This window comes from Comamonas sp. 23 (assembly GCF_049601575.1).
Classification (GTDB): domain Bacteria; phylum Pseudomonadota; class Gammaproteobacteria; order Burkholderiales; family Burkholderiaceae_C; genus Comamonas; species Comamonas squillarum.
In genome coordinates this window covers 1899922-1924811 of record NZ_CP187127.1, presented here as the reverse complement: position 1 = coordinate 1924811, position 24890 = coordinate 1899922, and the positions used below count along the sequence as shown (strand labels likewise).

General features: G+C 63.7%; 23 protein-coding genes and 1 tRNA gene. 13 read left to right on the top strand and 11 right to left on the bottom strand.

Annotated features, from left to right (window positions below):
* The gene (locus ACPEE1_RS08640; protein WP_021026004.1) at window positions 1-258 is read right to left on the bottom strand and encodes an exodeoxyribonuclease VII small subunit; all 258 of its coding nucleotides are present in this window, start codon (window positions 256-258) and stop codon (window positions 1-3) included.
* Window positions 259-655: 397 nt separating this feature from the next.
* Here ACPEE1_RS08640 and ACPEE1_RS08635 point away from each other — a divergent pair, with 397 nt between their 5' ends.
* From ACPEE1_RS08635 to ACPEE1_RS08625, 3 genes are all read left to right on the top strand, one after another.
* Entirely contained in the window at window positions 656-1795 is a 1140-nt protein-coding gene (locus ACPEE1_RS08635; RefSeq protein ID WP_116925963.1) for an aromatic ring-hydroxylating oxygenase subunit alpha, read from the top strand.
* 148 nt (window positions 1796-1943) lie between these two features.
* Complete coding sequence (locus tag ACPEE1_RS08630) at window positions 1944-2825, top strand: DMT family transporter (protein WP_116925962.1); 882 nt, start codon at window positions 1944-1946, stop codon at window positions 2823-2825.
* Between the two features lie 102 nt (window positions 2826-2927).
* Window positions 2928-3848 carry a sulfurtransferase gene (locus ACPEE1_RS08625; RefSeq protein WP_116925961.1) on the top strand — a complete coding sequence of 307 codons (921 nt, stop codon included), beginning with the start codon at window positions 2928-2930 and terminating at the stop codon, window positions 3846-3848.
* A gap of 67 nt (window positions 3849-3915) precedes the next feature.
* On the opposite strand, the gene ACPEE1_RS08620 is transcribed toward ACPEE1_RS08625, so the two are convergent.
* From ACPEE1_RS08620 to ppc, 3 genes are all read right to left on the bottom strand, one after another.
* Complete coding sequence (locus ACPEE1_RS08620; RefSeq protein ID WP_260719903.1) at window positions 3916-5859, bottom strand: trypsin-like peptidase domain-containing protein; 1944 nt, start codon at window positions 5857-5859, stop codon at window positions 3916-3918.
* A gap of 127 nt (window positions 5860-5986) precedes the next feature.
* Window positions 5987-6319, bottom strand: coding sequence for an SMR family transporter (locus ACPEE1_RS08615; protein ID WP_133248137.1), 333 nt, complete (start codon window positions 6317-6319; stop codon window positions 5987-5989).
* 180 nt (window positions 6320-6499) lie between these two features.
* Window positions 6500-9385 carry a phosphoenolpyruvate carboxylase gene (gene ppc, locus ACPEE1_RS08610; RefSeq protein ID WP_423935961.1) on the bottom strand — a complete coding sequence of 962 codons (2886 nt, stop codon included), beginning with the start codon at window positions 9383-9385 and terminating at the stop codon, window positions 6500-6502.
* A 177-nt stretch (window positions 9386-9562) separates the two neighbouring features.
* Between ppc and hemC the strand changes: the two genes are divergently transcribed.
* The 9 genes from hemC (at window position 9563) to galU (ending at window position 20262) form a co-directional block, all read left to right on the top strand.
* Entirely contained in the window at window positions 9563-10483 is a 921-nt protein-coding gene (gene hemC, locus ACPEE1_RS08605; RefSeq protein ID WP_423935959.1) for a hydroxymethylbilane synthase, read from the top strand.
* 20 nt (window positions 10484-10503) lie between these two features.
* Window positions 10504-11340: a uroporphyrinogen-III synthase gene (locus ACPEE1_RS08600; protein ID WP_423935957.1), complete on the top strand. Its 837-nt coding sequence runs from the start codon at window positions 10504-10506 to the stop codon at window positions 11338-11340.
* On the top strand, window positions 11337-12476 hold the full coding sequence (locus tag ACPEE1_RS08595) for a uroporphyrinogen-III C-methyltransferase (RefSeq protein ID WP_423935955.1): 1140 nt from the start codon (window positions 11337-11339) through the stop codon (window positions 12474-12476). Before ACPEE1_RS08600 ends, ACPEE1_RS08595 begins: the two co-directional genes overlap by 4 nt.
* A gap of 3 nt (window positions 12477-12479) precedes the next feature.
* Window positions 12480-13766, top strand: coding sequence for a heme biosynthesis HemY N-terminal domain-containing protein (locus ACPEE1_RS08590; RefSeq protein ID WP_116925955.1), 1287 nt, complete (start codon window positions 12480-12482; stop codon window positions 13764-13766).
* A 563-nt stretch (window positions 13767-14329) separates the two neighbouring features.
* A complete protein-coding gene (locus tag ACPEE1_RS08585) occupies window positions 14330-14893 on the top strand; it encodes a cytochrome b (protein WP_116925954.1) in 564 nt (187 codons plus the stop codon).
* Window positions 14894-14936: 43 nt separating this feature from the next.
* Complete coding sequence (locus ACPEE1_RS08580; RefSeq protein ID WP_116925953.1) at window positions 14937-15512, top strand: YceI family protein; 576 nt, start codon at window positions 14937-14939, stop codon at window positions 15510-15512.
* A 43-nt stretch (window positions 15513-15555) separates the two neighbouring features.
* Window positions 15556-16131: a YceI family protein gene (locus ACPEE1_RS08575; RefSeq protein ID WP_116925952.1), complete on the top strand. Its 576-nt coding sequence runs from the start codon at window positions 15556-15558 to the stop codon at window positions 16129-16131.
* Between the two features lie 231 nt (window positions 16132-16362).
* Complete coding sequence (locus ACPEE1_RS08570; RefSeq protein WP_423935952.1) at window positions 16363-19266, top strand: valine--tRNA ligase; 2904 nt, start codon at window positions 16363-16365, stop codon at window positions 19264-19266.
* A gap of 108 nt (window positions 19267-19374) precedes the next feature.
* Window positions 19375-20262: a UTP--glucose-1-phosphate uridylyltransferase GalU gene (gene galU / locus ACPEE1_RS08565; RefSeq protein ID WP_116925950.1), complete on the top strand. Its 888-nt coding sequence runs from the start codon at window positions 19375-19377 to the stop codon at window positions 20260-20262.
* A gap of 71 nt (window positions 20263-20333) precedes the next feature.
* Here the strand turns inward: galU and ACPEE1_RS08560 are convergent, their stop codons facing one another.
* The 3 genes from ACPEE1_RS08560 to cysM are packed head-to-tail and all read right to left on the bottom strand — an operon-like array spanning window position 20334 to window position 22179.
* Window positions 20334-20561 carry a sulfurtransferase TusA family protein gene (locus ACPEE1_RS08560; RefSeq protein ID WP_027010629.1) on the bottom strand — a complete coding sequence of 76 codons (228 nt, stop codon included), beginning with the start codon at window positions 20559-20561 and terminating at the stop codon, window positions 20334-20336.
* A gap of 32 nt (window positions 20562-20593) precedes the next feature.
* On the bottom strand, window positions 20594-21220 hold the full coding sequence (locus ACPEE1_RS08555) for an NUDIX domain-containing protein (RefSeq protein ID WP_423935949.1): 627 nt from the start codon (window positions 21218-21220) through the stop codon (window positions 20594-20596).
* Window positions 21221-21267: 47 nt separating this feature from the next.
* Window positions 21268-22179: a cysteine synthase CysM gene (cysM, locus tag ACPEE1_RS08550; protein ID WP_182342792.1), complete on the bottom strand. Its 912-nt coding sequence runs from the start codon at window positions 22177-22179 to the stop codon at window positions 21268-21270.
* A 37-nt stretch (window positions 22180-22216) separates the two neighbouring features.
* Here cysM and ACPEE1_RS08545 point away from each other — a divergent pair.
* Window positions 22217-22301 (top strand) — tRNA-Leu (locus tag ACPEE1_RS08545).
* Between the two features lie 312 nt (window positions 22302-22613).
* Here ACPEE1_RS08545 and ACPEE1_RS08540 read toward each other — a convergent pair.
* From ACPEE1_RS08540 to ACPEE1_RS08525, 4 genes are read right to left on the bottom strand one after another with little or no spacing between them, the layout of a single operon-like run.
* Window positions 22614-23153 (bottom strand): hypothetical protein, encoded by a 540-nt coding sequence (locus ACPEE1_RS08540; protein ID WP_182342794.1) that lies wholly within the window; start codon window positions 23151-23153, stop codon window positions 22614-22616.
* Window positions 23150-23782, bottom strand: coding sequence for a glycoside hydrolase family protein (locus ACPEE1_RS08535; RefSeq protein ID WP_260719908.1), 633 nt, complete (start codon window positions 23780-23782; stop codon window positions 23150-23152). Before ACPEE1_RS08535 ends, ACPEE1_RS08540 begins: the two co-directional genes overlap by 4 nt.
* Window positions 23779-24117: a hypothetical protein gene (locus ACPEE1_RS08530; protein WP_423935946.1), complete on the bottom strand. Its 339-nt coding sequence runs from the start codon at window positions 24115-24117 to the stop codon at window positions 23779-23781. Before ACPEE1_RS08530 ends, ACPEE1_RS08535 begins: the two co-directional genes overlap by 4 nt.
* A 57-nt stretch (window positions 24118-24174) precedes the next feature.
* Complete coding sequence (locus ACPEE1_RS08525; protein WP_182342800.1) at window positions 24175-24831, bottom strand: SGNH/GDSL hydrolase family protein; 657 nt, start codon at window positions 24829-24831, stop codon at window positions 24175-24177.
* Window positions 24832-24890: the final 59 nt, after the last annotated feature.

Here is a 24890-nt window from a genome sequence, read left to right as displayed (position 1 = left end):
TTATTCCTCGCTGGTCCAGGGCTTGAGCTGGCCCTCATCCAGTACTTTGATCTGGTCCTGCACCGCCTCGAGCTTGCCCCGGCAAAATGCCAGCAGCACGGCGCCACGCTGGTAGGCGGCCAGCATGTCGCCCAAAGGCAGCTGACCGGACTCGATGCGCGCAACCAGGCCTTCGAGCTCCTGCAGCGCGCTTTCGTAGTTATCGGGTTCGGGCAGGTCCGGCGTGGCAGACGTCTTGGAGGCAGTGGCCTTGGGCATGGGCAAAGGGGGCAAACAGCGTGCCCAGGTGCATGGATGTAAAGGCTCGATTTTAGGCGCAGGACAAGCGGCTGCGCGCGCAGCGACGACCAACCACCGTTGCGAGGCCTGCAGGCCCGGCCCAATTCCCACAAAAAATCCCGGCGATCTATCGTGAAATATGAGGCTATAGCTATCAATTTGATAATATTGGCGGTCTGTCTGTGCGATGAAGGATCGGTGACATGCTGTGTCACCCATGGCCAATTCACGCATGGTCGGAACGGGAATAACCCCACTGGGTATAATCCCATTTTTCGCGAAACCGGCCATCCTTTGTTGTTGCTGCCGGTTTTATTTTTTTCTCCGCGTGCGCACGCGCACCCTCCCTGTGGGGAGTCTTTAGGTCAGGTCACCCATGTCTGATTTAAGTCTTCAACTGCAGCAGGCCGCAAGCCAACTTCCAGTTTCAAGCTACTTTGATCAAGCGCTTTTCGAGCGCGAGATGCAAACCATCTTCCAGAACGGCCCTAAATATGTGGGCCACCAGCTGGCGATTCCCGAAATTGGCGACTACTACGCCCTTCCCCATGAAAAGGAAGGGCGGGCCCTGGTGCGCAATGCCGCAGGCCAGGCCGAGCTGATCTCCAACGTCTGCCGCCACCGCCAGGCGTTGATGCTCAAGGGCCGGGGCTCGCTCAACCACCAGCAAAAAGGCAGCGCCGGCGGCAATATCGTCTGCCCGCTGCACCGCTGGACCTACAGCCCAAGCGGCGAGCTACTGGGCGCCCCGCACTTTGCCCAGGATCCCTGCCTCAACCTGAACAACTACAAGTTGCAGGAGTGGAATGGCCTCCTCTTTGAGGACAACGGCCGCAACATCCAGGCCGATCTGGCCAACATGGGCCCGGCCGCTGCCTTGAGCTTTGATGGTTTTGTGCTCAACCATGTCGAGATGCATGAGTGCAACTACAACTGGAAGACCTTTATCGAGGTCTACCTGGAGGACTACCACGTCGGCCCCTTCCACCCCGGACTGGGCAATTTCGTCACCTGCGACGATCTGAAGTGGGAGTTCGCCAAGGAGTACTCGGTGCAGACCGTGGGCGTGGCGCCCACCTTTGCCAAGCCAGGCTCGGACATCTACAAGACCTGGCACGAGGTGCTGCTGAACTTCCGAGGCGGCAAGATGCCCGAGCACGGCGCGATCTGGCTGACCTACTACCCCCACATCATGGTGGAGTGGTACCCGCATGTGCTCACGGTCTCGACCTTGCACCCACTGGGCGTGGACAAGACCCTCAATGTGGTGGAGTTCTACTACCCCGAGGAAATCAGCGCCTTCGAGCCCGAGTTTGTGCAGGCGCAGCGCGCCGCCTATATGGAAACGGCCATCGAAGACGACGAGATCGCCGAGCGCATGGATGCCGGCCGCAAGGCCTTGTTCGAGCGCGGCGACAACGAAGTGGGCCCCTACCAGAGTCCGATGGAAGACGGCATGCAGCACTTCCACGAGTGGTATCGGGGTATGATGCAGACCGCCGTTCCAGACAGGTGATCTGCCACGGCCAGGCACTCCCAACTACCAGGTAAGGTCTGCACAACACCTTGCCAGGGTCTGAACAAGGGCCCGGGCGAAGGTTCTGCAGATCACCCCACAGCTGCTAGCGCTTTGCGATAGCAGCTTTTTTATTTAGAAATTTCCGATGCAAGCCCTTTGGATGGTGGCCGCCGCGTTCATGTTTGCACTCATGGGCGTGTGCATCAAGTTCGCCTCTGTGTACTTCAATGCGGCCGAGATCGTGTTCTACCGCGGCCTCATCAGCATGGCGCTGATCTGGTGGCTCACCCGGCGCCAGCATATTTCGCTCACCACCCGCTACCCCAAGATGCATGCCTGGCGCAGCTGCATCGGTGTCACCTCGATGGGCATGTGGTTCTATGCGATCGGCAAGCTGCCGCTGGCCACCGCAATGACCTTGAACTACATGAGCAGCCTCTGGGTCGCGGCCTTTGTCGTGGGCAGCGCGCTGCTCACCTGGCGCCCCAAGGCAGAAGGCGACCAGCCGGCGCTGAACATTCCACTGGTGCTGACGGTGATCAGTGGTTTTTGCGGCGTCATTCTGATGCTGCGCCCCAATATCGAGGCCGACCAGATGTTCGCCGGCCTGGTGGGCCTGATGTCCGGCCTGATCTCGGCCTTTGCCTACATGCAGGTGGTGGCCTTGTCGCGCATGGGTGAGCCCGAGCAGCGTGTGGTCTTCTACTTTGCCGTGGGCTCGGCCATCGCCGGCGGCCTGGCGACCTTGTTTGTCGGCACGTCGAGCTTTCCCGGCTGGCCGGCGCTGTGGCTGATCCCCGTCGGCATTCTGGCCGCCGGCGCCCAGCTGGCGATGACGCGCGCCTACGGCTCGGCCACCACGCGCCGCGCCACCCTGGTGGTCGCGAACCTGCAGTACTCGGGCATTGTGTTTGCAGGCCTCTTTAGCATCGTCGTCTTTGGCGACCAGATTCCGGCGATTGGCTGGATGGGCATGGCCTTGATCGTCGGCAGCGGCATCGTCGCCACGGTGCTGCGCAAGCGCTGACCCGGGTCGGCAGCCGTTTGCGGGGTGGGGCGGCACCCGTTGCCTGCAGCGGGCGCGGCGCTGCCACATAATGTTTGCAAGATTTTTCTTGGAGCACCTGCCATGGCCACCACGCCCCTCACCGCTGCCTATACCACCCTGATCACCGTCGCCCAATTGCAGGCGCTGCAGCAGTCCAGCCCCCAACACGTGATGGTGTTTGACTGCAGCTTTGACCTGAGCCAGCCGGCCGCCGGTGCCGAGCAGTTTGCCCAGAGCCATATCGCAGGCGCCGTCTACGCCAACCTCGACAAGGACCTGAGCGCCCCGCACGGCGCCCTCAGCCACGGCCAGACGATTGCTGCCACCGACCTGGGCGAGCCGGCCTCTGGCGGCCGCCATCCACTGCCCAGCCGCGAGCGCTTTGCGGTGTGGCTGTCGCAAGTGGGCTTTCGCAATGACATGCAGGCGGTCGTCTATGACCGCAATGGCGTGAACTACGCTGGCCGCCTGTGGTGGATGCTCAAGTGGGCCGGCCATGATGCCGTCGCCGTGCTCGACGGCGGCTTGCAGGCCTGGCAGGCCGCAGGCGGCGCGGTGGAGGCGGGCGAGGCGGTCAGCCATTTCCAGAGCAACTTCGAGCTGCGCCCTGCGCTGCGCACACTCAAGACCGCTGCCCAGGTACAGCAAGCCCTGGGTACGCCGCAAACCATCATCGACGCGCGTGCGCCTGCGCGTTACCGTGGTGAGGTCGAACCGCTGGATCCGGTGGCCGGCCATATCCCTGGCGCCCTCAACCGGCCCTTTACGACCAATATCGATGCGGATGGCCGTTTCAAGCCCGCCGCTGAACTGCGTGCCGAGTTTGATGCGCTGCTGGCCGGGCACGACCCGCAGACGGTGGTGCACCAGTGCGGCAGCGGCGTCAGCGCACTGCCCAATCTGATCGCGATGGAGATTGCAGGCTATGCGCCCACGGCGCTGTTTGCCGGCAGCTGGAGCGAATGGTGCAGCGACCCAGCGCGCCCGGTGGAAAGGGGCTGATGGGCCGGTGCTGAACTACAGGGTCTGACCGCGCTCCCGCCAGCTGTCAGACCCAGTCGGCGCCCGCTTACTGGCTGCCCCAGACGTAGTAGCCAACACCCTCGAAATTGAACTGCGGATAGGTCGCCACGACAAAGTCGCGCTCGGACGGGTTGGTCGTGTAGAAGTGCGCGCCAGTGAGCGTATTGTAGAAACGGTACATCGGGACCGAGCCCTCGCCTTGGGCCTGGCGTGCATACCAGGCAGTGCCTTCCACGCTGAACTGCGGGTAGTTCGCAATCACGAAGGCGCGCTCGTCGGCATTGATCGTGTAGAAGTGCGAGCCCGAGTTGTTGTTGTAGAAGCGGTAGACCGCATTGGGCGCTGCAGCCGTTTGCGTGGACGCATAGAAGCCAATATTTTCATACTGGTAGTTCGGGTTGCCCTGGATCACCGCATCGCGCTCCTGCGCGCTGGCCGTAAAGAAGTGTGTGCCGTTTTGCGTGTTGTAGAAGCGGTAGACCGGCATGCGGCCTGCGACCGGGGTTTGCGTGCCGCCCGCATCCACCAGCCATTTGCGCAGAGCCGGCATCACGCTGTTCAAGCTGGGGTAGAAGCTGTAGGCGCCGCCCGCGTTGGCGCGGCAGCTGGCCTCCGAAGCGCCGGTCAACACACCGGTGACGGCGCCGTTGTTGAACAGCGGGGAGCCACTGCTGCCCGGCTGGGTCAGGCCCAGGGTCCATTGCACAAAGTAGTAGTTGCCGCTGCTGGGGGCCGAGGTGCAGAACACACTCTTGCTGTCCAGGCTGCAGTCATAGCGCGAGGACATGATGCCAAAGCTGATCTTTTGCAGGCCGCCATCGGGGTGGTGCACGCCCGCCACGCTGGTGCTGTTGGGCACGATGCTGCTGTCCCAGCCCAGGAACACGGCACCCGCTGGCGGCGTGTCGTTGAGCTTGAGCAAGGTGACATCGGGGTTGGCACTGCTGTAGAGCAGTTGGGCGCCATTGCGCAGATTCACGCTGCTGGGCGAGAGGCTGTTGCTGGAGCAGCGCGTGGACGTGTAGAACCAGTCGGTCTCCAGCGCCGAAGCCAGCGTCTGGGTCGACATGCAGTGGGCGGCGGTCAGAAAGTACGGTGTTCTGGAGCCCTGGGCATCGTTGAGCAGGCTGCCGGTGCACAGGCCATAGTAGTAGCTGCCATCGGCCATGCGCTCGGTCACATAGGCCATGCGGGCCACGCCTTTGCGCTCGGTGGCGAGCTGGCTGAAACAGTTCACATCCAGGTGGCATTCGACCGGGTTGCCCAGCGGCATGGCCTTGGCATCCTCCTGCGCTGCATCCGATTCTTCCGTACCGAGTGGCAGCGACAGGTTTTCATAGATGTGCATCACTTGCGGCAGCGACAACTTGAGCTGCTCAGGCGCCGTGCCCGGAGGCAGCTCGATCTCCAAGCTCACCTGCTCGCCAGAACTGCTGGGCGTCCACCAGGTACGGCCCGCTTCGCTGTGGTCGCCGGCATCGCGATTGGCCTGCAGCGTCTGCATCACGCGCTGGCCGGCAATCTCGAACACCGCTGCGGGCTGGTGGTCGGTATAGAGGCGCAGCATCGCGCTGCCAGGCAGCTGCTCCACCACCAGGCCCAAACGCAGGCCTTGGGCACCACCCGAGCGCACACTCAAGGCCGCCACGGTGCCGCCCTTGGCCGAGGGCTGCCATTGCAGCAACTGCGCCGTTTGCGCAGCGGACTGGGCTTGCTGCACCGCGCGCGAGGCGCCAATGATGTGCACGGGCATCTCGGGGGCAGACTTCAGGCCCGTCCACTCGCCCAGGTCGATGGCGACCGGCTGGATGGCCAGGCCCGCTTCCATGCTCTTGGTGCGGACAAACTCAAGCGGTACGCCAGCGGGCTGCTCCAGCGCCGGCACCTTGAAGACCTGCTCCGCCTGGCCTGCTGGCACCGCCGCGCCAGCCGCTGCGGCCATGCCCGCCATCGCACCCCAGGTGACCACACTGGCCCCTATTTTTGCCATCCACCCCATGCCTGTACCCCTTCTTGGCCTTCAATTCAAAACGAAGCATTCTAAGATTAATTTTATAAATCGCTGGCGGAGCTTCTGTGTCAATCCTTGCAAGGAGCGCATCTGTGGACAAACCGCATCAATGCCCCGCCGACTTCGAGAACAGATTGATCACCAGCACCCCGGCAATGATCAGGCCCATCCCTGCCATCGCCCCGGCATCGAGCTTTTGCCCATGCAAGGCCCAGGCGATCAGCGAGATCGCCACAATCCCCACGCCCGACCAGATCGCATAGGCGATGCCGGTGGGTATGGTTTTCAAGGTCTGCGCCAGCAGGTAGAACGACAGCACATAGCCCAGGCCGCAAATCAGGCTGGGCACCAGCCGGGTAAAGCCCTCGGACGACTTCATCGCCGTGGTGGCCATCACTTCCAGCGCAATCGCGCCACCCAGGTACACATAGGCATTCATCACCATTCCTTTTTGTTTGGCAGCTGTGTGTCAAAGCTCCACAGCTGCAGGTATTTGCATCCAAGGCAGATAACCCACCTGCCCCGTAAAAATAACAAAGGCCCCGGCTGGGCGCCAGGGCCTTATCGCAGGGGCGGACGCTTGCCAACGGCAGGGAGCCCAGCCCACATCCGGATCACCTCAACCGGTGTTGCGCAGCGCCGCTGCAATGCCGTTAATGGAGATATGGATACCGGTCTTGACCCGTTCATTGTCCTCGCCATTGCGCCAGCGTCGGATCAGCTCCACCTGCAGATGGTGCAAGGGATCGATATAAGGGAAGCGGTGGCGGATCGAGCGCTCCAGCGCCGGGTTGTTGGCCAGGCGATTGGCCTCGCCGGTGATCAGCGCCAGCGCCTCGGCCGTGCTCTTCCATTCGGCCTCAATCGCCTGGAACACGCGTTTGCGCAAACGGGTGTCTGCCACCAGCTCGCTGTAACGCAATGCCAGCGCCATATCGCTCTTGGCCAGCACCATGTCCATGTTGGACAGCAAGGTGCGGAAAAACGGCCACTGGCGGTACATCTTCTGCAGCAAGGCCCATTGCAGCTTGGCGGTCTTGCCCTCTTGCCCGACAAAGGCCTGCACAGCCGAGCCAAAGCCGTACCAGCCTGGCAAGGTCAGGCGGCACTGGCCCCAGCTGAAGCCCCAGGGAATGGCGCGCAAATCCTCAATGCGCTGGCTGGCCTTGCGCGACGCGGGGCGCGAGCCGATATTGAGCTCGGCAATCTCGCGGATCGGGGTGGAGCTGAAGAAATAGCTCTCAAAGCCCTTGGTGCCGTAGACCAGGTCGCGGTAGGCGGACATGCTGGCAGCAGACAGGTCAGCGGCGGCATCCAAAAACGCCTGGCTGGCGGGCTTGGTGGGCTGCAGCAAGGTCGCTTCCAAGGTGGCAGCCACAAGCGTTTCCAGGTTGCGCCGGCCGATCTCGGGGTTGGCGTACTTGGAGGCGATCACCTCGCCCTGCTCGGTCAGGCGAATCTGGCCGCGCACGGTGCCCGGCGGCTGGGCCAGAATCGCCTGGTAGCTCGGGCCGCCGCCCCGCCCCACGGTACCGCCCCGGCCATGGAAAAGCCGCAGCTGCACGGGGTTGGGCTGGCTCAGCTCGTCAAACAGCGCGACGAGCGCCAGCTCGGCCTGGTACAGCTCCCAGTTGCTGGTGAAGATGCCGCCATCCTTGTTGCTGTCGCTGTAGCCCAGCATGATGTCCTGCTCGGCGCCGCTGCGCTGGATCAGCGCGGCAATATGGGGCAGCGCGTAGTACTCGCGCATGATGGTGGCCGCGTGGCGCAGGTCATCGATGGTCTCGAACAGCGGGCTCACGATCAAGGTTGCGCGCGACTGGCCGTCGTTGATGCGGCCGCTGAGCAGGCCCACCTCTTTTTGCAGCAGCAGCACTTCGAGCAGGTCGCTGACCGATTCGGTGTGGCTGATGATGTAGTGGCGGATGGCATCCTGGCCATAGAGCTGCACCGACAGCCGCGCGCGCTCGAAAATTGCCATCTCGCTTTGGCAGCGCTCGCTGTAGCTGGCGCCCACCACGCGCAAGGGGCGCGCATCGCACAGCAATTGCAGCAGCAGCTCGCGCTTGGCCGCCTCGCTCAGCTGGCTGTAGTCGGCCTGCAGGCCGGCGGTGGCCAGCAGCTCGCTGATCACAGCCTCATGCTGGTCCGAGCTTTGGCGCAGATCGACGGTGGCCAGATGGAAGCCAAACACCTGCACGGCACGGATCAGCGGTGACAGGCGCTGCTCGACCAGCGCGCGGCCATGGTTGTCGCGCAGCGAATCCTCAATGACACGCAGATCGGCCAGAAACTCGTCACTGGTGGCATAGGGATTCTGCGGCGCCACCGCATGGCGGGCCGCTTCGCCGCCGCTCAGGTTCTTCAAGGTCGCGGCCAGGCGCGCATACACACCAATCAGCGCGCGGCGGTAGGGCTCGTCTTCGCGGTGCTGGCTGGTATCGGGCGAGCGCGCGGCCAGCGCCTGCAAGGCGGCGGTGTTGCCGGCCAAGCGCTGGGACATCGACAGCTCCCCCCCCAGGTAGTGCACCTCGGTCAGGTAGTGGCGCAGCACCAGGTCGGACTGGCGGCGCAGCGCTTCTTGCAGGCTCTTGGCGGTGACATTGGGGTTGCCGTCGCGGTCGCCGCCAATCCACTGGCCCATGCGCAAAAAGGTGGCCAGGTCACGCTCGCCCAGCTCGCGCTCGAGCGCAGCGTAGAGCTTGGGGATCTCGGTCAGGAACGTGGCCTGGTAGTAGCTCAGCGCGTTGTCGATCTCGTCCTCGACCGTCAGCTTGGAGTAGCGCAGCAGGCGCGTCTGCCACAGCTGGGTGACCTGGGCACTGAGCTGCAGCTCGTTGTCGGCCAGCTGGCGCGGGGTCAGCGTGTCCTTGCTGCTGTTGAAGAGCTGGGCGCGCTGGGCGATATCGTCGCGCGCCACCAGCAAGGCGGCAATCGCACGCTCAGCATCCAGAATGCTCTTGCGCTGCACCTCGGTGGGGTGGGCCGTGAGCACCGGCGAGATCAGGCTGTGCGCCAGGGTTTGCGAGACGGCCTTGACGGGGATGCCGGCCCAGCGCAGGCGCGCCAGCGCCACCTCGATGCTGCCCTCCTGGGTGTTGCCGGCGCGCTCATGGATCTCGCGGCGGCGGATATGGTGGCGGTCTTCGGCCAGGTTGGCCAGGTGCGAGAAATAGGTGAAGGCGCGGATCACGCTCACCGTCTGGTCGCCCGAGAGGCCCTTGAGCAGCGACTTGAGCGATTTCTCTGCATCCTGGTCGTCATTGCGGCGGTAGGCTACCGACAGCTGGCGCACCTGTTCGATCAGATCGAACGCGGCCTGGCCCTCCTGCTCGCGAATCACATCGCCCAGAATCCGGCCCAGAAGCCGGATGTCATCCATCAAAGGCTGGTCCTTGTCCGCGCGCCGCGTCACGGCCTGGGTGGCGGCAGGGCTGCTCGCCTTCGGTTTGCGCGCAGGGGTCTTGGCGACTGCAGGGTTGTCTTTTTTGCTGGCAGTGGTCATGGGCGAAGGGCAAAGTAGCAAAGGGGCTGAACGATTGATGCCGCTCAAAGTCGCACTGCGCCAAGAGCGGCGCTGCACATGCTAGCATCAGCCGCCTGTTGTGAACCGCTTGTTGACCACGTAAGGTGTCCGGCCGCCAATAAAGAGGTGACCGGGCCTGGCGTGCTCCCCCATCCCATGAGCTCCTTGTCCCTGACCATCGCCACCCGCGAAAGCCAGCTTGCCCTGTGGCAGGCTGAACATGTGCAACATATCCTGCAGCGCCTGGGCCACCAGGTCAGCCTGTTGGGGATGACCACCTTGGGCGACCAGATTCTGGACCGCACGCTGTCCAAGGTGGGCGGCAAGGGCCTGTTTGTCAAAGAGCTGGAAACCGCGTTGGAGACGGGCCGCGCCGACCTGGCCGTGCACTCGCTCAAGGATGTGCCGATGGAGCTGCCACCGGGTTTTGCGCTGGCAGCCGTGCTCGAACGCGAGGACCCGCGCGATGCCTGGGTCTCCAACCACTACGCCAGTCTGCAGGATCTGCCCCAGGGCGCCGTGGTCGGCACCTCCAGCCTGCGCCGCCAGGTGTTGCTGCAGGCCTTGCGTCCCGATCTGGATATCCAGCCGCTGCGCGGCAATGTCAACACCCGCTTGCGCAAGCTCGACGAAGGCCAGTACGACGGCATTGTGCTGGCCGCTGCCGGCCTCAAGCGCCTGGCGCTGGATGCACGCATCTGCCATGCTTTTGCCACCGACACCATGCTGCCCGCGGCCGGCCAGGGCGCGCTGGGCATTGAGGTGCGCAGCGACCGCCAGGACCTGCTGGCCCTGTTTGCCGGCCTGGCCGATCCGCGCACCTGGAAGACCGTGACGGCCGAGCGCGCCGTCAGCCGCTGCATGGGCGGCAGCTGCTCGATGCCGCTGGCCGCGCACGGTGAATGGCAGGACGGCCAGCTGTGGCTGCGCGCCGCCTGGGGCGACGAAGCCAACCCGAACGCGCCCCTGGTGTCTGCGCAGGCCCGCGCGGCCGTCACCGACCTGGCCAGCGCCGATGCACTGGGCCAGCAGGTGGCATCGCTGCTTCAGCAAGCGGGCGCGCAGGTGCGCCGCTAAGCACCCGGCCGCCGTCCGCCATGGCCCCGTCACACCACCGCACCATCATCACCCGCCCGCAACCCGAGGCGGACGACTGGGTCGCCCAGTTGCGGCAGCGGGGGTTGCGGGCCGATGCGCTGCCACTGATCGATATTGTTCAAGCCGACAGCCCCGCCCACCACACGGCGCGAATGCATGCGCGCCAGCATTGGCAGCACTATGGCGCGTTGATGCTGGTGAGCACCAATGCGGCCCGTTTTTTTCTGGACCCGGCCCTGGTGCAGGCGCTGGCCCAGCAGCAGCGCAAGGCGCCCCATACCCGGCTGTGGTGCCCGGGCCCAGGCACGGCCCGCGCGGCACAGGCCTTGGGCGTGCCCATTGATTTGATCGACCAACCCGCCACCGATGCCCCGCAGTTCGACTCCGAATCGCTGTGGACCGAGGTCGGCGCCCAGGCCGCAGCGATGGCAGCATCGGGCCAGCGCGTGCTGGTGGTGCGCGGCGCCAGCGCGGGCAGCGCGATCGACCAGTTGGTGAGCGGCTCAGGCCGCGAATGGCTGGCGCGCCAGTTGCAAGCGGCTGGTGTGGGCGTGGATTTTGTCGGTGTCTACGAGCGCCGCGCGCCCGCTTGGACGCCAGCGCAACTGGCATTGGCAACGCAGGCGCTGACCGATGGCAGCATCTGGCTGTTCAGCAGCTCCGAGGCGGTGATGCATTTAAGCAACAGATTCAGCGCCGACGCATTGGCGCCTGCCCAGGCGCTCAGCACCCATGCACGCATCGCGCAAGCGACCCGAGCGGCAGGATTTGTCCACATTCAGCAGTGCAGGCCTTCGCTGGAAGACGTGGTGGCGTCGTTAGAATCTGCCCTATGACGCTGCCCGAGCACGCACCGAACCCCACGCCTCCCCACCCGGCCACCTCCTCCCACCAGGCCCACCCTGCGGGCGGCCGCATGCCGCAAGCCTGGGTCTGGACGTCAGTGGCTCTGGGCGTTGCCGCCACCATTGCCATCATCAGCGCGGCCATGCTCTGGCAGCGGCTCAACAACATCCAGCAGCAGCTGGCGCTGCAAAGCGCCGACTCGCGCAGCCAGGCCGTGGAAGCGCGCACCCTCGCCCGCCAGGCCGAAGATGTCTCGCGCGATACCGCCTCGCGCATGTCGGTAATGGAAGCGCGCGTGGGCGAAGTTGCGCTGCAGCGCGGCCAGCTCGAAGAGCTGGTGCAAAGCCTCTCACGCAACCGCGATGACACCATGGTCGGCGATATCGAAAGCGCCGTGCGCTTTGCGATGCAGCAAAGCCAGCTGAGCGGCAGCCCCGACCCGCTCGTCAGCGCCCTCAAGATCGCCCAGCAGCGCGTGACCGTCTCGGCCCAACCGCGCCTGGCCCCGCTGCAACGCGCCATTGCCCGCGACCTGGACCGCATCGCCGCGAGCAAATCGCTGGACACCGCCGGCCTGCTGGCCCGCATGGATGACCTGCTGCGCCAGATCGATGATCTGCCGCTGCAAAACGATGTGCTCGACAAAAACGCCCGCCGCACGGCGCCCGCCCGCAACCGGGGCAACCCATCGGCTACCCCCGCTGCAGCCAGTACCCCAGCCGAAGCTGCAACGGACGACAGTGCCAGCCCCAGCTGGTGGCTGTCGGCGCTGTCCACCGCCTGGGGCGTGGTGCATGAGGAAGCCCGCAGCCTCGTGCGCGTACGCCGCATCGACTACCCCGATGCGGTGCTGCTCTCGCCCACACAGGCATTTTTTGTGCGCGAGAACCTCAAGCTGCGCATCCTGAACGCCCGCATGGCCTTGCTGGGCCGCCAGATGAATGCCTCGCGCAATGACCTGGCCGCTGCGGCTGACGCCGTGCACAAGTATTTCGATATCTCCTCGCGCCGAGGCCAGCAGGCCGCCCAGCAACTCAACCAGCTGCAGCAGGCCATGCAGGATGTGGAAGTGCCACGCGCCAATGACACCCTGGCCGCACTGGCCACGGCAGCGGCAGGACGGTAAGCGATGAGAGCCGCACTTTGGTTGATCGGTCTGTTTGCCGTGGCAGTGGCCGCCGCGCTGTTTGCCGGCAGCAACCAGGGCAGCGTGACCCTGCACTGGCCGCCCTACCGCATCGATTTCTCGCTGAACATGGTCGTCGTGCTGCTGCTGCTGGCCTTTGTGCTGGTCTACGGCGCGCTGCGCGGCGTCAGCGCCATGTTCGAGCTGCCGCGCCAGGCCAAGCGCTGGCGCATCCAGCAAAAAGAGCGCGCCATGCATGGCGCAGCGCTGGATGCCGTGACCCAGCTGCAAGCAGGCCGCTTCGTGCGCGCCCGCAAGGCTGCGCTGTCGGCACTGGCCCAGGAGCAGGCCTTGCAGGACAGTGGCGCCGCCATCCCCAACGGCCTGCAGCTGCGCGTGCTGGGCCATGTGCTGGCCGCTGAGAGCTCGCATGCGCTGCAGGACCAAACCCAGCGCGACCAGCACTGGGAGCTGGCGATGCAGGAAGCGGCCACCCCCCAGGCCAAAAACCAGCCCGAACTGGCCGAAGGCACCCAGCTGCGCGCGGCCCAATGGGCGCTCGATGACCACAATGCCCACAGCGCGATCGAGCAGCTCGCGCGCCTGCCCCAGGGGGCGGCGCGTCGCACCCTGGCGCTGCGCCTCAAGCTCAAGGCCGCGCGCCAGCTGCGCCAGGCTTTGACCGCGCTCGATACCGCCCGCCTGCTGGCCAAGCACCGCGCGTTTTCGGCCGCTGCGGCGCAAAGCATCATCAAGGGCCTGGCGACCGAGCTGATCAACGACGCCCACGACCCCGAGCAGCTGATGCAGGCCTGGCGCAACCTGGATGCGGCCGAGCGCAACCTGCCCGAAGTGGGTATCCACGCGGCGCGGCGCCTGCAGCAGCTGGGCGGCAACCCGCAGCAGATGCGCGAGTGGCTGCTGCCCGCCTGGGAGCGCTACACCACCAGCAACAACGGCCTGCCCAGCCTGCAGGCCGAACGCCTGGTGCGTGTGCTCGAAGACAGCATGGGTGCGCTCGACGCCAGCTGGCTGGCACGCATTGAGGCGGCCCAGCAGCGCCGCCCCCATGACCCCTACCTGCAGTACCTGGCCGGCTGCGCCTGCCTGCAGCGCCAGCTCTGGGGCAAGGCCCAGCAGTGGCTGCAGCAGGCGGCTCCTTCGCTGCAAGAGGAATCGCTGCGCCGCCGCGCCTGGCAGCACCTGGCACGGCAGGCCGAGTACCGGGGCGATGCCGCTGCGGCCGCCCATGCCTGGAAGCAGGCAGCCCTCGCCGGCGAGCAAGCCTGAGAACCTGTTCAATGTCTCTACGCAGCCGCGTTGGAGTGCAATCGGGATGAGTTCGAAGGGATGGAACGCAGCTTGCACCGGGGTGCAAGCAAGGGCCAGCGCGCAGAAATCGCCCGATTTCACTCCAACCCGTAGGGACAGTGGCTTTGCGGGCGGTCTGCGTTGTTGCAAATCCTCGCAATAGCTGAGCTATTGCTGCGGTGTTGCGCCTAGCATCCCATCCCGCAAAGACACTGTCGCGGCGCGAGGAGACTTTGAACAGGTTCTGAGGCAGGCCCGCTCAGGCCCCGTCGGGCTCCGTGTAGGGCGCCGCTGCCCCAGCACGGTATACAAGGCGATACAAAGTCCCGGTCCCCCGCTGTTGTATGCGCACCAGTGAGCAGCGCGAGCTAGCGCCTGCTCGGCATATGCTAATGTGGATTGGTTCTGGAACTCGCCACCAGAGGATCGATCAATTCAATTAATTTGAACTTCGCCATCAATCGGGCTGAACTTCTACCGGTTGATCCGCTCCTACACTCGCTTCAAACAATACCGCTGGGCCTACCGCTGCAGCGTTTTTTATGGCTACCACGACGAATAACACCCGCTACACCGGCACGGCGATCGCACTGCACTGGATTTTGGCCCTGGCCCTGATTGGTATCTTTGCCTTTGGCCTGTACATGACCAGCCTGCCTTTCTCCCCTACGCGCCTCAAGTACTTCAACTGGCACAAATGGGCCGGTATGACGATCTTGATTTTGTCGGCCGTGCGTATCCTGTGGCGCTTCACCCACCGCCCACCGGCGCTGCCCGAGGCCACCGCCCGCGCAATGCCCGCCTGGCAGCATGTGGCCCACCACGGCGTGCACCACCTGATGTATGCACTGTTCTTTGCGGTGCCGCTGGTGGGCTGGATCTACAGCTCGGCATCGGGCTTTCCCATCGTGCTGTTTGGCGTGGTGCCGCTGCCCGATCTGGTGAGCAAGAGCCCGGAGCTCGCAGAAGCCCTCAAGCCCTGGCATGCCTACCTTGCCTATACGCTGGCAGCCTTGGTGGTGATGCATGTGGCCGCGCTGCTCAAGCACCAGCTGATCGACCGCGATGGTCTGCTCTCGCGCATGCTGCCCGGCCGCGCCTCCTGATTTGTACCGTTTTCTTAGCGTTTTTTTACTGGAGTCTGATCTGATGTCCAAGCTCTCCCCCACCGCCCTGTTCGCTGCCGCCGTGACCGCAGCTGCCTTTGCCACCCCCGTGATGGCCCAGCAAGCGCTGGTGCCGGCGCAAAGCGCCGTCAACTTCGAAGCCAAGCAGATGGGCGTGCCGATCAAGGGCCACTTCCAGAAGTTCGATGCCAAGATCGCTTTCGACACGGTCAAGCCCGAAGCCAGCAAGATCCATTTCTCGGTCGATACCGGCAGCGCCACGATGGGCGTCAAGGAAACCGATGCTGAGCTGCCCAAGGCCGAATGGTTCAACGTCGCCAAGTTCCCGCAAGCCACTTTTGACTCCACCGCCGTCAAGGCGCTGGGCGGCGGCAAGTACCAGGTCGATGGCACCTTGACGATCAAGGGCAATGTCCAGAAGGTCAGCCTGCCCGTCACCTTGACCCAGTCGGGCACGACCACCACCGCAGCGGGCACCCTGCCCTTGAAGCGCCTGACCTACGCCATCGGTGATGGCGATTGGAAAGACACCTCGATGGTGGCCGACGAAGTGCTGGTGCAGTTCAAGCTGGCCCTGACCGGCGTGGGCAAGATCTAAGCTGTTGTTCCCTTTTCTCTCAACCTTTTTTAGGAGATTCCTGATGCGCACTTCCCTGTTGGCCCTGGCCGCTGCTTCCCTGTTCGCCGGTGCCGTGCACGCGGCGCCAGCCACCTACGCGATCGACCCGACGCACACCTTTGCGACCTTCGAGATCGACCACAACGGCGCCAGCACCAACCGTGCACGCTTTGACAAAAAAGAAGGCACGCTGACGCTGGACCGCGCGGGCAAGACCGGCTCGGTCGATATCAGCATCGACACCTCCTCGGTCAACTCCGGCACGCCCGCTTTTGACAAGCACCTGCAAAGCAAGGACATCTTCAACGTGGCCGAGCACCCCAAGGCCCGATTTCAGTCGACCAAGTTCGTGTTTGACGGCGACAAGCTCAGCGCCGTCGAAGGTAACCTGACCTTGCTGGGCAAGACCCAGCCCATCACCTTCAAGGCCAGCAAGTTCAACTGCTACCCCAACAAGATGCTGCAGGATCGCGAAGTCTGCGGTGGCGATTTCGAAACCACCTTTGACCGCACCGCCTTCGGCCTGGACTATGGTGTGAACTATGGCGCTGCCAAGAACGTGCGCCTGGTCGTGCAGATCGAAGCTGTGAAGCAGTAATCCAGCCGATACCCACGCTGAAATCCTCCGCACAGGAGCACAGACTGCCAGTGGCCGATTGACGGCCCCTGGCAGTTTTTTTATGGCCATCGCCCAGGGCGAGGCCGCCGCCAACGGCGGCACAAGCCCACGCGGGCCGGTCATGGCCGCAGGCGGGCTAAAATCAGCCTATTCATTCCAAGCTATCCAACGGCATCTCGATCTGTGGTGCCGTTTTCCATTGATCACACCATGAGCGACACCAACAGCCAACCGATCTCCCAACCAGGTCTCGATAGCCTGTCCAAGTCTTTTGAGCCTGCGGCCATCGAGGCCCATTGGGGCCCGGAATGGGAAAAGCGCGGCTACGGCAACGCCGGCTATCGCGGCACCGGTGCGCCCAATGCGGAATCGGTCGCGGCGCAGCACAACTTCTCCATCCAGCTGCCACCCCCCAATGTGACCGGCACGCTGCACATGGGCCATGCGTTCAACCAGACGATCATGGACTCGCTCACCCGCTACCACCGCATGAAGGGCTACAACACAGCCTGGATTCCGGGCACCGACCATGCCGGCATCGCCACCCAGATCGTCGTGGAGCGCCAGCTGCAGGCCGCCGGCCAAAGCCGCTATGACCTGGGCCGCGAGAACTTTGTCGCCAAGGTCTGGGAGTGGAAGGAGCAGTCGGGCAACACCATCACTACGCAGATGCGCCGCATGGGCGATACCGTGGACTGGAGCCGCGAGTACTTCACGATGGACGACAAGCTCTCCAAAGTGGTGACCGAGACCTTCGTCAAGCTCTACCAGCAAGGCCTGATCTACCGCGGCAAGCGCCTGGTCAACTGGGACCCGGTGCTGCAATCGGCCGTGTCCGACCTGGAAGTGGAAAACCAGGAAAAGGACGGGTCGCTCTGGCACATTACCTACCCGCTGACCAGTGGCGAAGGCCAGCTGGTGGTGGCCACCACCCGCCCCGAAACCATGCTGGGCGACGTGGCCGTGATGGTCCACCCCGAAGACACGCGCTACCAGCACCTGATCGGCCAGACCGTGACCCTGCCGCTGGTGGGCCGCCAGATCCCGATCATTGCCGACGACTATGTGGACCGCGAATTCGGCACCGGCGTGGTCAAGGTCACGCCCGCGCACGACCAGAACGACTACCAGGTCGGCCAGCGCCACAAGCTGCCGATGATCGTGGTGCTGACCCTGGAGGCCAAGATCAACGACGAGGCGCCCGAGAAATACCGCGGCATGGACCGCTTTGTCGCGCGCAAGGCCATCGTGGCCGACCTCGAAGCCCAGGGGCTGCTGGTCGAGACCAAGAAGCACAAGCTGATGGTGCCCATCTGCGACCGTACCGGCCAGGTGATCGAGCCCATGCTGACCGACCAGTGGTTCATCGCGATGAGCAAGGTCAGTGACCAGGACCCGACCGGCAAGAGCATTGCGCAAAAGGCCATCGACGCCGTGGCCTCGGGCCAGGTGCAGTTTGTGCCCGAGAACTGGGTCAACACCTACAACCAGTGGATGAACAACATCCAGGACTGGTGCATTTCGCGCCAGCTGTGGTGGGGCCACCAGATACCGGCCTGGTACGACGAAGAAGGCAACATCTACGTCGCCAAGAACGAGGCCGAAGCCCAGGCACAGGCCCCCGGCAAGGTATTGCGCCGCGACGCCGATGTGCTCGACACCTGGTACTCCTCGGCGATGGTGCCCTTCAGCACCATGGGCTGGCCCGAGCAGGGCGACGCCGCCGATGACGACTTCAACCTCTACCTGCCCTCGTCGGTGCTGGTGACCGGCTACGACATCATCTTCTTCTGGGTCGCCCGGATGATCATGATGACCACGCACTTCACCGGGCACGTGCCGTTCAAGCATGTCTACATCCACGGCCTGGTGCGCGATGCGCAGGGCAAGAAGATGTCCAAGTCCGAAGGCAATGTGCTCGACCCCGTCGACCTGATCGATGGCATTGCACTGGAGCCGCTGCTGGACAAGCGCACCGTGGGCCTGCGCAAGCCGGAGACGGCGCCCCAGGTGCGCAAGAACACGCAAAAGGAGTTCCCCGAAGGCATTCCCGCCTATGGCGCCGATGCGCTGCGCTTTACCTTTGCAGCGCTCGCGTCGCTGGGCCGTTCGATCAACTTCGACAGCAAGCGCTGCGAAGGCTACCGCAATTTCTGCAACAAGCTGTGGAACGCCTCGCGCTTTGTGCTGATGAACTGCGAAGGCCATGACTGCGGTCTGCTGGAACACAGCAAGGACCAGTGCGCCACGGGCGACTACCTGCAGTTCAGCCAGCCCGACCGCTGGATCGTCTCGCAGCTGCAAAAGGTCGAGGCCGAGGTGGCCAAGGGCTTTGCCGAGTTCCGCCTGGACAACGTCGCCAACACCCTCTATGACTTTGTCTGGAATGAGTTCTGCGACTGGTACCTGGAAATCGCCAAGGTGCAGATCCAGACCGGCAACGAAGCCCAGCAGCGCGGCACCCGCCGCACGCTGATCCGCACGCTGGAAACCATTCTGCGCCTGGCCCATCCGATCATCCCGTTCGTGACCGAAGCGCTGTGGCAGAAGGTGGCACCCGTGGCCGGCCGCGAAGGCGCATCGATTGCGATTGCCGCTTACCCGCAAGCCCAGCCCGAGAAGATCGACAACGCAGCGATTGCCTATGTCGAGCGTATCAAGCAGATGGTGGATGCCTGCCGCGCGCTGCGCGGAGAAATGGCCGTGTCGCCCGCGCAGCGCCTGCCGCTGCTGACGGTGGCCGGCTCTGCCGAGGGCGCCGCCTTCCTGCGCGCCAACGCCGATGTGCTCAAGAACCTGGCCAAGCTGAGCGAGGTCAAGGTGTTTGACGACGAAGCGGCCTGGGCGGCCGAAGCCCAGCATGCCCCCGTGTCGGTGGTGGGCGATGCGCGCATGGCGCTGTTTGTCGAAGTGGATGTGGAGGCCGAGAAGCTGCGCCTGGGCAAGGAGATCAAGCGCCTCGAAGGCGAGATCACCAAGGCCAACGCCAAGCTGTCCAACGAGGCTTTCTGCGCCAAGGCCCCCGCTGCCGTGCTGGACCAGGAGAAAAAGCGCGTGGCGGACTTTGGCGCCTCGCTCAGCAAGCTGCAGGAGCAGCTCCAGCGCCTGGGTTGAATCGGCCGGGGCCGTGCAAAAATCAGCACATAATGCCCCTTGGCCCTGCACACAAAGGCGCAGCTTGCTGCGCCTTTGTCACATCCAAGTCCTAGCACCCGAGTATTTATGACTACACCGACCCGTGTCCGCAAAGCCGTTTTCCCAGTCGCTGGCCTGGGCACCCGCTTTTTGCCTGCCACCAAGGCATCGCCCAAGGAAATGCTGCCCGTCGTGGACAAGCCCCTGATCCAGTACGCGGTGGAAGAGGCCTACGAGGCCGGTATCCGGGACATGATCTTTGTCACTGGCCGCAGCAAGCGTGCGATCGAAGACCACTTCGACACCGCCTATGAGCTGGAAAACGAGCTGGAAAACGCCGGCAAGCAGGCCATGCTGGACCTGGTGCGCAGCGTCAGCCCCGATGACATGAATTGCCTGTTTGTACGCCAGCCCCGCTCGCTGGGCCTGGGCCACGCGGTGCTCTGCGCCGAGCCACTGGTGGGCAATGAGCCCTTTGCCGTGCTGCTGGCCGACGACCTGATGACCGGCGCGCCAGGCGGCCCGGGCGTGATGGCGCAGATGACGGCCGCCTTTTCCAAACAAGGCCGCTCGCTGCTGGCGGTGCAGGAAGTGCCGCTGGAACACACCAAGCGCTACGGCATCGTCAAGGGCGAGCCCGCAGGCGGCCCGCTGATGCGCATTGACGAGATCGTCGAAAAGCCCGCCCCGGAAAAAGCCCCCTCGCGCATGGGTGTGGCCGGCCGCTATGTGCTCACCCCCGGCATTTTTGACGAGATCCGCAACCAGCCCAAGGGCGTGGGCGGCGAGATCCAGCTGACCGATGCGATAGAGCGTCTGATGCACAGCGAAACCGTGTATGCCTACCGCTACAGCGGCAAGCGCTATGACTGCGGCAGCAAGGAAGGCTTTTTGCAGGCCACCGTGGAGCTGGCGCTGCAGCACCCCGACGTGGGCGATGATTTCCGCGCCTTTTTGAAGAACCTGCAGATCTGATCGGCGCTCCACCTCTTCAAAACAAAGGCCTGCAGATGCAGGCCTTGGTGTTTCAGTGGCGGGTGTGGCGCCTAGCGGCGGCGCAGAATATGGATGAACTCCTCACCCACGGTCTGCTGCTCCACCAGCTCATTGCCGGTCTGCTTGGCAAAGGCCTGGAAATCCCGGATCGAGCCGGTATCCGTCGCCACCACCTTGAGCAGCTGGCCGCTTTGCATGGTGGCCAAGGCCTTCTTGGCCTTCAAAATCGGCAGCGGGCAGTTCAGTCCGCGCGTATCCACTTCCTGGTCAATATCCATCGTGTTCATTCGTTATCGATAACCCACCCTGCTCAGTCCAAACGGGGAGCGACCACAAAGCGCGCGTCATCTTCCCAATAATTGACTGGCCATTTGGCGGGATCGGGGTTCGGGTTCGGGTTGTTGGGGCGGAACGCGCCAAAGCGCACCGGCTCGCCCTTGCTCTTGACCCACTCGGCCATCGCATATCCCGTGCCGGAGGGCCAGCACAGCACTTCCTGCGCAGTCTGCCACTGGTACTCCACCAGCTCGGGCGACAGGCGCACGTCCTCGGGCCGGCCCGCCACGCGCACATGGTAGGCGATCAGCACCTGGTTCATGCGCAAAAACTCCCAGCAGCCAATCAGGCGCAGGGCTTGGGTCTGCAGGCCCGTCTCTTCAAGCACCTCGCGGGCAATGCCGGCCTCGGGCGATTCGCCAGCCTCCATGAAGCCGGTGATCAGGCCAAACATGCCCGGCTGCCACAGCGCATTGCGCGCCAGCAGCACCTGGCCCAGGTCGTTCTCGACGACAGCGGCCAGCACGGGCGTGGGGTTGCCCCAGTGCGTCCAGCCGCAGGCCGGGCAGCGCAGTCGGCTCACCTCGCCGCTGTCCTCGGCCATCACCTTCCATTGCAGCGCCGTGGCGCAGTTCACGCAAAATTTCGTTTCGTATTGCATAGGGCTTTCATGCCGGCAACCGAGCGCTCATCGCTCGGCGCGCGTGCTCAGGCGGGAAACACGCCGGTGGACAGATAGCGGTCCCCCCGGTCGCAGACGACGAACACAATGGTAGCGTTGCGTTCGCGGCGCGCAATTTCCTGGGCGACATGGCAGGCGCCAGCAGCAGAGATGCCGGCAAAGATGCCTTCGTCACGGGCGAGGCTGCGGGCCATGTCCTCGGCATCGTTCTGGGTCACATAGACCATCTCGTCGACCGCGCTGGGGTCGTAGATCTTGGGCAGGTATTCTTCGGGCCACTTGCGGATGCCGGGGATGCGCGAGCCCTCGGTGGGCTGGGCGCCGATGATGCGCACGGCCGGGTTCTTTTCCTTCAGGTAGCGCGAGACGCCGGTGATGGTGCCGGTCGTGCCCATCGCACTGACAAAGTGGGTGATCTGGCCGCCGGTCTGCTCCCAGATCTCGGGGCCGGTGGTCTCGTAATGGGCGCGCGGATTGTCCGGGTTGGCAAACTGGTCCAGCACAATGCCCTTGCCCTCGGCGACCATCTTGTCGGCCAGGTCGCGGGCATATTCCATGCCGCCGCTCTTGGGCGTGAGGATCAGCTGCGCGCCATAGGCCTTCATCGTCTGCGCGCGCTCGATGGAAAGGTCCTCGGGCATGATCAGCACCATGCGGTAGCCCTTGATGGCTGCAGCCATTGCCAGCGCAATACCGGTGTTGCCCGAGGTCGCCTCGATCAAGGTGTCACCGGGCTTGATCTCGCCGCGCTCCTGCGCGCGCTGGATCATCGACACCGCTGGGCGGTCCTTGACCGAGCCAGCTGGGTTGTTGCCCTCGAGCTTGCCCAGCACCACATTGCCATGGGCTTCGTTGTAGTCGGCACCGATGCGCTGCAGGGCCACCAAAGGGGTCTTGCCAATCGCATCCTCAATCGTTAGGTATTTTTTGGAGCTCATTATTTGTGCCATAATTGCGAGCTGCGATACAGACACAGCCCGGGTGGTGAAATTGGTAGACGCAGGGGACTCAAAATCCCCCGCCGCAAGGCGTGCCGGTTCGATTCCGGCCCCGGGCACCACATTCAAAGCCGTTAAGTTTAAACAACTTAGCGGCTTTTTCTTTGTCTGGTGCGGGGTGCTGCATGTCTAGGCGTTCGCGGTTGAAACCGATTGCGTTTGTTTAAAAACGATAGCAGCCGACATTCTAACCAGAGGGCAAGCCCCTTGTTGGGTTGGTGTTGGGGGTGCCGGAGGCGGCAACAGTCTCCTCGCTTCAACGGCGCCTGCCTCGTACACACGCAGGTCGGCATCACATATCTATCTGGCTCCACCAACAAAAAAAGAGCCTCCCCGACACCAGATGGCGCCAGGGAGGCTCTTTGCATAACCGATCATGGCTGAGTGCAGGCTTTGTCACTCTCATCGCCACCAAGCTGGCGCTCGGTATTGACCTGGCTGCACAGCGCAGCTACTTCTGCGTCTCGCCGCCTAAGATGACCTCCGAGTTCTGCGACCACGCCGAGGCCTTCTGCAAGCTGGCGGTCGAGGGCTGCGGCTTTATCTGCAAGATCGCTGCGGGCAGCGGTGTCGGCCTGGGCTTGCGCGCGATAAGTGGCGGCTCTGCGGTCGGCGCTGCGCTGCAGGCGCTCAGCACGAGCAAGCTCAGCACGCACATCCATAGCAATGCCCGTCTTGAAGGCCGCCAGCTTGTCAGCGTTGTAGAGGGTATCTTGGGCATGTTTGCTCTCCAATTGGGCGGTGTGGGCTTCGTCACTTCGGGCAGCGTCAGTGCGTGCAGCCAGGTCAAGCGCCTGATCAGCGCGCATCTCAGCAAGGCGGGTGCCGGTTTGCCAGCCTTTGACCACCCAGCCAGTCGAGAAAGCCAGCGCGGCCATGACGGCCGCCAGCATCAGCTGGAGCTTCAGGGTCATAAGCCCTCCTCGCAAATCTCGCCGTTGGCATCGCCCCGGCGCTGCAGACCAGGCAGCACCGCCGACACACCGTTGACCGTACCCCGGTTCCAGCGCGGGTTTTCTCGGCAGGCGCCCAACACATCACCGGCATTGGCTTTGCGCAGCAAGGTCGATCCCGCCAAAGCGGCCTCGCCCTTGTTGTGGATGAAGTCGATAAACACCGCCTGCTGCAGCGCCGTGTACTGCGCCCAAAAACGAAAAAGCCGCTTTGCAGCGGCTTCGGATGCCAGGTAGCGGGACTTTTCAAGCCCATAGCATTCAGCCGGTGAGTAATAGCGCTCGGCCACCACTGCAGGCCCGGTGATTCCATTGCAAACCGTCAGCGGCGCCCCTTTGCCCAGCTGGTCAAAATAGGGCCTGCCGATGTGGCGATAGCTGCTTTCGTAATAGCTGCCCATGACCATCGCGATCTTGGCGGCATCCGAAGTGTCAGCGTCAGCCGCAACGGCCTGGATGTAATGACTTTGCTCCGCCATCACCTGGGCGGCAGCTTGGTCGCGCTCAGCCACCACATAGCCGCCACCACCGGCCAGCAGTACAGCCAAAGCAAGCAGGCCCGCGCGCAGCGCATGGGGCACGCGGCTCATGGCTCCATCCTTGGCGTCTCACTCATGTGCTGGCATTCATCGAGGGTCATAGTGGTTCGCCGCTTATTCGGTGCCATCCACCCCCAGCGCTCGAAAGCCGGACGCCACAGCTTTTTCCAGAACCACTCGCAAATCAACAGCGAGGTATAGAGCGCTGCCACGATGGAGGCAATGATGCCCCAGGGAATTGAATTGACCCAGTGCCAACTCTGTGCACTGGTATTAACGGTGGCAGCCTGAACCAGCTTGTCCGCCATGTCCGTCTGTGCAGCGGTGGCCAAGGTAACCGCACTGGTCGCCTTGGCCATCGGCATGCTGATGTCTGTGCTTTGCATCAGGCCTCCTAAAAATAAAAAAACCCGCCGAAGCGGGTCATGGGTGGTACAGCCAGGTCAAACGCGCTTTGCCGCGCGGTCAATGGCTGCGATCAAGCGGGCCGCCAGGCGGTCCGTCGCGCCTTGGCTGCGATGGATATGGTCGTCCTGCAGGTCCCCTTCGCCTTGGTACTCCTGGTCCCAACCCGCATGGATGACACACTGCGCATCCGCCACTTCGCGCATCACTTGCTGGAAGGCCAGAAGATTGGCATCTTGCACAGGGTCGTAGTAACCACTGGGAATAGGCACAAGACCTGTGAATACGGGAACGGCGCCCCCACTGCGAATGACCACCAGCGCATCGAGCAGTTGCTGCCGGTAGGCCTCTGGCGACAGATAGCCGTAGGAGTCGTTCAGGCCCAGACCAAGCACTATCACCTGTGCCTGGTGCAAGGCATCTTTGAATGCGGGCTGCGGACCTGCGGGATACATGTCTGGCGGCGCATCAGGAAATGGCTCCTGGTAACCCTGCATGAAGTCCGCCATCCGCAGACCACAGGCATTGCGGTCCGTCAGCGTCCATCGAGGGCGCTGTGCGCGCATCTGCATTGCTGGCGTGCTATCGCAGCCCCAGCCAAACAAAATGCTGTCCCCGTTCAGTTCTACCGACAAGGGACAGCAACGAACGCAAAATTTGCGCAGGATTTTGCAGATTAGTTCTTTCAAATTCATGTGTATCGTTACAAGGATGATGTGTTGTAGCAAGCATGGGACGCAGCGTTGCTAAAGCT

Bases quoted from the DNA above. Each gene is read 5' to 3' on its own strand.
- ACPEE1_RS08640 (WP_021026004.1), bottom strand. From the start codon at position 258: ATGCCCAAGGCCACTGCCTCCAAGACGTCTGCCACGCCGGACCTGCCC.
- ACPEE1_RS08635 (WP_116925963.1), top strand. From the start codon at position 656: ATGTCTGATTTAAGTCTTCAACTGCAGCAGGCCGCAAGCCAACTTCCA.
- ACPEE1_RS08630 (WP_116925962.1), top strand. From the start codon at position 1,944: ATGCAAGCCCTTTGGATGGTGGCCGCCGCGTTCATGTTTGCACTCATG.
- ACPEE1_RS08625 (WP_116925961.1), top strand. From the start codon at position 2,928: ATGGCCACCACGCCCCTCACCGCTGCCTATACCACCCTGATCACCGTC.
- ACPEE1_RS08620 (WP_260719903.1), bottom strand. From the start codon at position 5,859: ATGGCAAAAATAGGGGCCAGTGTGGTCACCTGGGGTGCGATGGCGGGC.
- ACPEE1_RS08615 (WP_133248137.1), bottom strand. From the start codon at position 6,319: ATGAATGCCTATGTGTACCTGGGTGGCGCGATTGCGCTGGAAGTGATG.
- ppc (WP_423935961.1), bottom strand. From the start codon at position 9,385: ATGACCACTGCCAGCAAAAAAGACAACCCTGCAGTCGCCAAGACCCCT.
- hemC (WP_423935959.1), top strand. From the start codon at position 9,563: ATGAGCTCCTTGTCCCTGACCATCGCCACCCGCGAAAGCCAGCTTGCC.
- ACPEE1_RS08600 (WP_423935957.1), top strand. From the start codon at position 10,504: ATGGCCCCGTCACACCACCGCACCATCATCACCCGCCCGCAACCCGAG.
- ACPEE1_RS08595 (WP_423935955.1), top strand. From the start codon at position 11,337: ATGACGCTGCCCGAGCACGCACCGAACCCCACGCCTCCCCACCCGGCC.
- ACPEE1_RS08590 (WP_116925955.1), top strand. From the start codon at position 12,480: ATGAGAGCCGCACTTTGGTTGATCGGTCTGTTTGCCGTGGCAGTGGCC.
- ACPEE1_RS08585 (WP_116925954.1), top strand. From the start codon at position 14,330: ATGGCTACCACGACGAATAACACCCGCTACACCGGCACGGCGATCGCA.
- ACPEE1_RS08580 (WP_116925953.1), top strand. From the start codon at position 14,937: ATGTCCAAGCTCTCCCCCACCGCCCTGTTCGCTGCCGCCGTGACCGCA.
- ACPEE1_RS08575 (WP_116925952.1), top strand. From the start codon at position 15,556: ATGCGCACTTCCCTGTTGGCCCTGGCCGCTGCTTCCCTGTTCGCCGGT.
- ACPEE1_RS08570 (WP_423935952.1), top strand. From the start codon at position 16,363: ATGAGCGACACCAACAGCCAACCGATCTCCCAACCAGGTCTCGATAGC.
- galU (WP_116925950.1), top strand. From the start codon at position 19,375: ATGACTACACCGACCCGTGTCCGCAAAGCCGTTTTCCCAGTCGCTGGC.
- ACPEE1_RS08560 (WP_027010629.1), bottom strand. From the start codon at position 20,561: ATGGATATTGACCAGGAAGTGGATACGCGCGGACTGAACTGCCCGCTG.
- ACPEE1_RS08555 (WP_423935949.1), bottom strand. From the start codon at position 21,220: ATGCAATACGAAACGAAATTTTGCGTGAACTGCGCCACGGCGCTGCAA.
- cysM (WP_182342792.1), bottom strand. From the start codon at position 22,179: ATGAGCTCCAAAAAATACCTAACGATTGAGGATGCGATTGGCAAGACC.
- ACPEE1_RS08540 (WP_182342794.1), bottom strand. From the start codon at position 23,153: ATGACCCTGAAGCTCCAGCTGATGCTGGCGGCCGTCATGGCCGCGCTG.
- ACPEE1_RS08535 (WP_260719908.1), bottom strand. From the start codon at position 23,782: ATGAGCCGCGTGCCCCATGCGCTGCGCGCGGGCCTGCTTGCTTTGGCT.
- ACPEE1_RS08530 (WP_423935946.1), bottom strand. From the start codon at position 24,117: ATGCAAAGCACAGACATCAGCATGCCGATGGCCAAGGCGACCAGTGCG.
- ACPEE1_RS08525 (WP_182342800.1), bottom strand. From the start codon at position 24,831: ATGAATTTGAAAGAACTAATCTGCAAAATCCTGCGCAAATTTTGCGTT.